Consider the following 6,916-nt stretch of genomic DNA (forward strand, 5'->3'; position numbering starts at 1 on the left):
GTGGACGGCGCGGAGGGCGGCACGGAGTCCGGCTCGGACGGTACGGACGGTACGGAGTCCGGCGGGGCCCGCGCCGGACTGCTGGAGCGGGCCCGGGAGCTGCTGGCCGCCCACCCCGTCGTCGACGGCCACAACGACCTGCCGTGGGCGCTGCGCGAGCAGGTGGCCTACGACCTCGACCGGCGCGACATCGCCACCGACCAGTCGGCCCACCTGCACACCGACATCCCGCGGCTGCGCGCGGGCGGGGTGGGGGCGCAGTTCTGGTCCGTCTACGTGCGCACCGACCTCACCGGCGACGCCGCCGTCAGCGCCTGCCTGGAGCAGATCGACGTGGTGCGGCGGCTGGTCGACCGCCACCCCGACGACCTGCGGCTCGCCCTCACCGCCGACGACGTGGAGGCGGCGCGCGCCGAGGGGCGCATCGCCTCGCTGATGGGCGCCGAGGGCGGGCACTCCATCAACAACTCCCTGGGCACGCTGCGCGCCCTGTACCGCCTGGGCGTGCGCTACCTGACGCTCACCCACAACGACACCATCGACTGGGCGGACTCGGCCACCGACGTCCCCCGCCACGGCGGCCTGACCCGCTTCGGCGAGGAGGTCGTGCGGGAGATGAACCGGCTGGGGATGCTGGTGGACCTCTCCCATGTGGCGCCGGCCACCATGCGCGACGCGCTGCGCGTGTCGACGGCGCCCGTCATCTTCTCGCACTCCTCCGCCCGCGCGGTGTGCGACCACCCGCGCAACATCCCCGACGACGTGCTGGAGCGGCTTCCGGCCAACGGCGGTGTGGCGATGGCCACCTTCGTGCCGAAGTTCGTCCTGCCCGCCGCCGTCGCCTGGACCGAGGCCGCCGACGAGAACATGCGCGCCCACGGCCTGCACCCGCTGGACGGCTCCGAGAGGGGCCTGGCGGTCCAGCGCGCCTACGAGGCGGCCCATCCGCGTCCGGCGGCCACGGCGGCCACGGTCGCCGACCACCTGGACCACATGCGCGAGGTCGCCGGCATCGACCACATCGGCATCGGCGGCGACTTCGACGGCACGGCCTTCACGCCGTCCGATCTGGGCGATGTGTCCGGATATCCGAATCTGGTGGCCGAATTGCTGGACCGTCACTGGTCCGAGGCCGACCTGGCCAAGCTGACCTGGAAGAACGCGGTGCGGGTGCTCCGTGACGCGGAGGCGGTCGCCCGCGACGAACAGGCCCGCCGCGGACCGTCGATCGCCACCATCGAGCAACTCGACGGATGACGCCGGCCACCGTCCCGTGATGCAACTCACGGAGCCCTCCTCCGGATGCGTCGCGCTCCGTGCCGCCGGACGTACCGCTGCGTCATCGTCCCTGCTGGCAAGGGGTTTGTGAAGGACCGTCAAAAGGCGAACCGGTGGCCCTGCGGAACGGACCCGTGGCGGACGGTGACGGAGGGGGCGTGATCAATGCCTCCGAAACGGGCTTCCTGTGACCCTTCGGCTTGTTGCGGCGGAAACGATGCGTTTACCGTTCTGGCCGCGCCGTACGAACGTGCGGCGGCCCGCTGCCGTACGCCGAGTCCTGCCGACGGCAGCGGGCTGGACCATCCACACCACCATCGGCAGGAGCGGGGGACCCAAGGTAAGCGCCGGACCGTGTCCGCACGGGACGGCTTGGGGTGAAGCCATGCCGCGGCCCAGCGCCGCGGCCTTCCATGGCCGGGCAACTCCAGCCCGAACCCGACAGCTCACCTCGCAGGCGTAGGAGAGGAGCCCCCCTATGTCCGCACGCGGACGTCATCGTCGTGCCCGCACCAGCCGCATCACCCGCCTGTCCCTGGCCATTTCCGTGGGCAGCGCCGGTGTGGCCCTTCCCCTGATCGCCGCCGGCAACGCCAACGCCGCCTCCGTCGAGACCTGGGAGCGGGTCGCCCAGTGCGAGAGCACGGGCAACTGGAGCATCAACACCGGCAACGGTTTCTACGGCGGTCTGCAGTTCACCCAGAGCACGTGGGAAGCCTTCGGCGGCACCCAGTACGCGCCGCGCGCCGACCTGGCCACCAAGGAGCAGCAGATAGCCATCGCCGAGAAGGTGCTGGAGGGTCAGGGCCCGGGTGCCTGGCCGGTGTGCTCCGTCAAGGCCGGTCTGACCAAGGGCGGCCCCGCTCCGGCCATCTCCCCCGACGGGAAGGGCGGGATGGGCGAGCAGGCCCCGGCGGCCCAGGAGCGGCAGGCTCCCAAGGCCGCGCCGAAGCAGCAGGCCCAGCCGGAGCGGGCGGACCGCACCGAGCGGGCCGGCAAGGCCGGCAAGACCGGGCAGAAGACCGTCTCGTACACGGTCGTCAGCGGCGACACCCTGTTCAAGATCGCCGACGCCCACGGCATCGCGGGCGGCTGGCAGCAGGTCTACGAGGACAACCGCCAGGTCATCGGCGACAACCCCGACCTGATCTTCCCGGGCCAGGAGCTCTCCCTGGGCGGCGCCGCCGTCCAGCAGAAGGCCGCCGCCAAGCCGGAGGCCGAGCCGGAGGCGAAGGCCGGGAAGAAGGTCGCGAAGGCCGAGACCAACACCGAGCCCGCCGCGGAGCGTTCGGCCGACCGGGCCGACCGGAGCGGCAACGGCCCGTCCGACAAGGCCTCCAGCGGCTACACCGCCCCGGTCGCCGCCGGCCCGTCCACCCCCTACCGGGCCTCGGGCGGCATGTGGTCCAGCGGTTACCACACCGGCGTCGACTTCTCCGCCGCCACCGGCACCCCGGTGAAGGCCGTCACCAACGGCACCGTGGTCTCCGCCGGCTGGGCCGGCGCGTACGGCAACCAGGTCGTCATCCGCCACGACGACGGCCGCTACAGCCAGTACGCCCACCTGTCCGCGCTGTCGGTCAGCGCCGGCCAGCGGGTGACCGTCGGCCAGCAGATCGGCGCCGTCGGCTCGACCGGCAACAGCACCGGCCCGCACCTGCACTTCGAGGTGCGCACCAGCCCCGGTTACGGCTCGGACATCGACCCGCTGGCCTACCTGCGGGCCAACGGCGTCGCCATCTGATCCGGCGCCGCACGGCGGCCCGGCCACGGGCCGCGCGGCTCCACGGCCAACCTCCTGGGACAGCGTGAGGCGGGCGGGGCGCGGAGTGTTCGCACTCCCGCGCCCCGCCCGCCTCGTCGCGTCCGTGCCGCCGGCCCGTCCGTCCTGCCTGGGCCGGTCAGTTGACGCACAGACAGAAGGGGTGTCCCGCCGGGTCCAGGTAGACCCGGAAGTCGCGCTCGCCGTCGTCCCCCTGGACGCGTTTCGCCCCGAGGTCCAGCACCTCCCGCTCGGCGGCGTCCCACTCCTCCCGGGGCACGTAGAAGTCCAGGTGGAACTGCTGCGACCGCTCGCCGCTCGGCCACGTGGGGGGAACGTGGTCGGGGGCCTCCTGGAAGGCCAGCGTCCGGCCCGCCAGCCGGCCCGAGTCGAACCGGACCTCGACCCACCTGCCCTCGCCCTCGACCTTCCCGCCCAGCATGCGCGCGTAGAAGTCGGCGAGCTTCCCGGGCTCCGGACAGTCCAGTACGACGACGGCCTGCAGTGTGTTGATGGCCATGCTGCTCTCTCCCTGTGCCGTGGTTGCCGCGCCTCGGTTACCCCTTGGCCGGGTAAACCGGTAACGGAGTTACCTCATGATGGCGAGTCACCGGTAACGTGGCAAGGGTGGAGCAGCCCGAGGACCGGGATCCCGCACCGCCGGGCCTCCGCCTGGTGCGGGATCTGATCAACACCCTGGACGTGGGGGCGGGCACCGACGCCCTCGCCACCGCCGGCGGACTCGACGCGTTCGCACGCGACCACGGGTTGACCGGACTCGGCCTGGCCAAACGCGACCTTCCGGAGGTCGTCCGGCTGCGCGAGGGCCTGCGCGCCGCCTGCCTGGCCCACACGGGCGCCCGGATGCCGCAGGAGACGTCGGCCGTGCCGGCCGGACTGCTGCGCGGCGCGCCCCTCGCCGTGACGCTCGACGAGGAGGGGACGGCGTCACTCGAACCCGTCGGCACCCCGGGGGGCGCCGCGGCGCTCACCGCCCGGATCGCCCTCGCCGTCGCCACCGCGGCGGGCGACGGCACCTGGCACCGCCTCAAGGTGTGCGAGGCGCACGACTGCCGGTGGGCGTACTACGACCGGAGCCCGGCCGGCCGCAGACGCTGGTGCACCATGGCCGTCTGCGGCAGCCGGGCGAAGATGCGGACGTACCGCGCGCGGCGGTCGTCCGGGAACGGCGGGGGAGACTAGGCCGTCGGGCGGCCCAGCGCGCGGAAGGACCAGCCCGCCTTGCGCCACAGGGCCGGGTCCAGGGTGTTGCGGCCGTCCAGGATGCGCCGCTGTGCGACGGCCTCGCCCAGCACCTGCGGGTCCAGCTCCTGGAACTCGCGCCACTCCGTCAGGTGCAGCACCACGTCCGCCCCGCGCACCGCCTCCAGCGCGGTCTCGGCGTACCCCAGGGTGGGGAAGACGCGCCGGGCGTTCTCCATGCCCTTGGGGTCGTAGACGGTGACCTGCCCGCCCTGGAGGTGGATCTGGCCGGCGACGTTCAGCGCGGGCGAGTCCCGCACGTCGTCGGAGTCCGGCTTGAAGGTCGCGCCCAGCACCGCCACCCGCTGCCCGAGGAAGGCGCCGCCGACCGTCTCGCGGGCCAGCTCCACCATGTGGGAGCGGCGCCGCATGTTGATCGAGTCCACCTCGCGGAGGAAGGTCAGCGCCTGGTCGGCGCCCAGCTCGCCCGCCCGGGCCATGAACGCGCGGATGTCCTTGGGCAGGCAGCCGCCGCCGAAGCCGATCCCGGCGCGCAGGAACTTCCGCCCGATCCGGTCGTCGTACCCGATCGCCTCCGCCAGCTTCACCACGTCGCCGCCCGCGGCCTCGCAGACCTCGGCCATGGCGTTGATGAACGAGATCTTGGTGGCGAGGAAGGAGTTGGCGGCGGTCTTCACCAGCTCGGCGGTCGGGAAGTCGGTGACGACGAAGGGCGAGCCCTCCGCCACCGGCTTCGCGTACACCTCGCGCAGCAGCTCCTCCGCGCGCTCCGAGCGCACCCCCACCACGATGCGGTCCGGGCGCAGGGTGTCCTGGACGGCGAAGCCCTCCCGCAGGAACTCCGGGTTCCAGGCCAGCTCCGCCGCCTCGCCCGCCGGGGCCAGCTCCGCCAGCCGCCGCGCCAGCCGGTCCGCGCTGCCCACCGGGACGGTGGACTTGCCGACCACCAGCACCGGCCGCGCCAGGTGCGGGGCGAGGGAGTCGACGGCGCTGTCCACGTAGGACATGTCACAGGCGTACTCGCCGCGCTTCTGGGGGGTGTTCACGCAGATGAAGTGGACGTCGCCGAACGCGCCCACCTCTTCCCAGGAGGTGGTGAAGCGCAGCCGCCCGGTCGAGCCCTCCAGACCGGCGACGTGGCGGCGCAGCAGCTCCTCCAGTCCCGGCTCGTAGAACGGCGCCCGGCCCTGCGACAGCGTCTCGACCTTCTCGGGCACCACGTCCAGGCCGAGCACCTCGAAGCCCAGCTCCGCCATGGCGGCGGCGTGAGTCGCGCCGAGGTAGCCGGTGCCGATCACGGTGATTCTGAGGGCCATGGACTGCTCCTGTGGTACGGACGAGGTGCTGTCCGTGAGCATATCCGGCCGCCGTCGCGGGCAGTGTCGGCAAACTCATGTACCCGCGGGAGGGGCTTCAGCTCTAGAATTGGGTTACTTAGCGGGTTACTTAACGGTAGTTAGCAAGACCGCATCCAGGGAGTGAGACACCGTGGCGGGATCGACCGACTTCGACCTCTACCGGCCGTCCGAAGAGCACGAGATGCTCCGCGAATCGGTGCGCGCGCTCGCCGAGGCGAAGATCGCGCCCTTCGCCGCCGAGGTGGACGAGCAGGGCCGCTTCCCCCAGGAGGCCCTGGACGCCCTGGTCGCCAACGACCTGCACGCCGTCCACGTCCCCGAGACCTACGGCGGCGCGGGCGCGGACGCCCTCGCGACCGTCATCGTGATCGAGGAGGTCGCCCGCGCCTGCGCCTCGTCCTCCCTGATCCCGGCCGTCAACAAGCTCGGCTCGCTCCCGGTGATCCTCTCCGGCTCCGAGGAGCTGAAGCGGAAGTACCTCACCCCGCTCGCCAAGGGCGACGCGATGTTCTCCTACTGCCTGTCCGAGCCGGAGGCCGGCTCGGACGCCGCGGGCATGAAGACCCGGGCCGTGCGCGACGGCGACCACTGGGTGCTCAACGGCGTCAAGCGCTGGATCACCAACGCCGGCGTCAGCGAGTACTACACGGTCATGGCCGTCACCGACCCCGAGAAGCGCTCCAAGGGCATCTCGGCCTTCGTCGTGGAGAAGGGCGACGAGGGCGTCTCCTTCGGCGCCCCGGAGAAGAAGCTCGGCATCAAGGGCTCCCCGACCCGCGAGGTCTACTTCGACAACGTCCGCATCCCCGCCGACCGCATGATCGGCGAGGAGGGCACCGGCTTCGCCACCGCGATGAAGACGCTGGACCACACCCGCATCACCATCGCGGCCCAGGCCATCGGCATCGCCCAGGGCGCACTGGACTACGCCAAGGGCTACGTGCGCGAGCGCAAGCAGTTCGGCAAGCCGGTCGGCGACTTCCAGGGCGTGCAGTTCATGCTCGCCGACATGGCGATGAAGCTGGAGGCCGCCCGCCAGCTCACCTACGCCGCCGCCGCCCGCTCCGAGCGCGTCACCCTCGGCAGCACCGGCAAGGAGGAGAACCTCACCTTCTTCGGCGCCGCCGCCAAGTGCTACGCCTCGGACGTCGCCATGGAGATCACCACCGACGCCGTCCAGCTCCTGGGCGGCTACGGCTACACCCGCGACTACCCGGTCGAGCGGATGATGCGGGACGCCAAGATCACCCAGATCTACGAGGGCACCAACCAGGTCCAGCGGATCGTGATGGCC

The 6,916-nt window shown here is 72.2% G+C and carries 6 protein-coding genes and 1 riboswitch; of the genes, 4 read left to right on the forward strand and 2 right to left on the reverse strand.

The genetic code is table 11. The annotated features are described in order from the left end of the window. Positions 1-78 precede the first annotated feature (78 nt). Both VE546_RS22765 and VE546_RS22770 read left to right on the forward strand, forming a co-directional pair. Entirely contained in the window at positions 79-1,257 is a 1,179-nt protein-coding gene (locus VE546_RS22765; RefSeq protein WP_324925330.1) for a dipeptidase, read from the forward strand. A 320-nt stretch (positions 1,258-1,577) separates the two neighbouring features. Further along, positions 1,578-1,751, forward strand: a riboswitch (cyclic di-AMP (ydaO/yuaA leader). Positions 1,752-1,756: 5 nt separating this feature from the next. Further along, positions 1,757-3,022: a transglycosylase family protein gene (locus VE546_RS22770; RefSeq protein WP_324925317.1), complete on the forward strand. Its 1,266-nt coding sequence runs from the start codon at positions 1,757-1,759 to the stop codon at positions 3,020-3,022. A 157-nt stretch (positions 3,023-3,179) separates the two neighbouring features. Here VE546_RS22770 and VE546_RS22775 read toward each other — a convergent pair whose 3' ends face one another. After that, positions 3,180-3,560 carry a VOC family protein gene (locus VE546_RS22775; RefSeq protein ID WP_324925319.1) on the reverse strand — a complete coding sequence of 127 codons (381 nt, stop codon included), beginning with the start codon at positions 3,558-3,560 and terminating at the stop codon, positions 3,180-3,182. Between the two features lie 107 nt (positions 3,561-3,667). On the opposite strand from VE546_RS22775, the gene VE546_RS22780 reads away from it, so the two are divergent. Further along, positions 3,668-4,243: a CGNR zinc finger domain-containing protein gene (locus VE546_RS22780; RefSeq protein ID WP_324925321.1), complete on the forward strand. Its 576-nt coding sequence runs from the start codon at positions 3,668-3,670 to the stop codon at positions 4,241-4,243. Here VE546_RS22780 and VE546_RS22785 read toward each other — a convergent pair. Then, the gene (locus VE546_RS22785) at positions 4,240-5,580 is read right to left on the reverse strand and encodes a UDP-glucose/GDP-mannose dehydrogenase family protein (RefSeq protein WP_324925322.1); all 1,341 of its coding nucleotides are present in this window, start codon (positions 5,578-5,580) and stop codon (positions 4,240-4,242) included. The two genes, VE546_RS22780 and VE546_RS22785, sit on opposite strands and share 4 nt — an antisense overlap. 172 nt (positions 5,581-5,752) lie before the next feature. On the opposite strand from VE546_RS22785, the gene VE546_RS22790 reads away from it, so the two are divergent. Beyond that, positions 5,753-6,916 (forward strand): acyl-CoA dehydrogenase (locus VE546_RS22790; RefSeq protein WP_324925324.1); only part of this gene is annotated, 1,164 nt, incomplete at its 3' end.

The organism is Streptomyces sp., from assembly GCF_035644915.1.
Lineage (GTDB): Bacteria > Actinomycetota > Actinomycetes > Streptomycetales > Streptomycetaceae > Streptomyces.

Bases quoted from the DNA above. Each gene is read 5' to 3' on its own strand.
- VE546_RS22785 (WP_324925322.1), bottom strand. From the start codon at position 5,580: ATGGCCCTCAGAATCACCGTGATCGGCACCGGCTACCTCGGCGCGACT.
- VE546_RS22770 (WP_324925317.1), top strand. From the start codon at position 1,757: ATGTCCGCACGCGGACGTCATCGTCGTGCCCGCACCAGCCGCATCACC.
- VE546_RS22775 (WP_324925319.1), bottom strand. From the start codon at position 3,560: ATGGCCATCAACACACTGCAGGCCGTCGTCGTACTGGACTGTCCGGAG.